General features: G+C 56.0%; 1 pseudogene. It reads left to right on the top strand.

Features of this window, described 5'->3' with window-relative positions:
* Positions 1–357: pseudogene (locus tag QKE30_RS10825) on the top strand (helix-turn-helix domain-containing protein); the annotation flags it as partial.

The following is a 357-nucleotide window of genomic DNA, read 5'->3' as shown; positions in this document are numbered from 1 at the left end:
ACAGCAGTACACGTTCGAGATCAAAAAGGAAGTTGTCCAACGCCACCTGGCCGGCGAGACAAAGATGGATCTTGCACGTGAGTTTGGCCTGTCGTCAGACCAGCTCGTCACTAGTTGGTCCTGGGAATGGCACAACGGTGGCGATGAGGCGTTAAAACCGAAGCCGAAGAGCAGACCCAAAGGCTCGGCTGCGCCAAAGCCGCTGACCGAAGAGGAGAAGCTGCGGCGCCGGATCGCGCGGTTAGAAGCGGAAAACGCTTATTTAAAAAATTGCGGGACTTGAGGAATCAGGGACGCGCCTGAAAGTCCAGGCGATTGTCATCCTCAAGTCGCACCACCGCTTGGAGTACCTCCTCA

Origin of the sequence: Corynebacterium sp. c24Ua_83, from assembly GCF_039907245.1 — a bacterium.
In the GTDB taxonomy this organism is placed as follows: domain Bacteria; phylum Actinomycetota; class Actinomycetes; order Mycobacteriales; family Mycobacteriaceae; genus Corynebacterium.
Note: the sequence above shows the minus strand (reverse complement) of the source record. Positions and strands in the feature narration are given on the sequence as shown.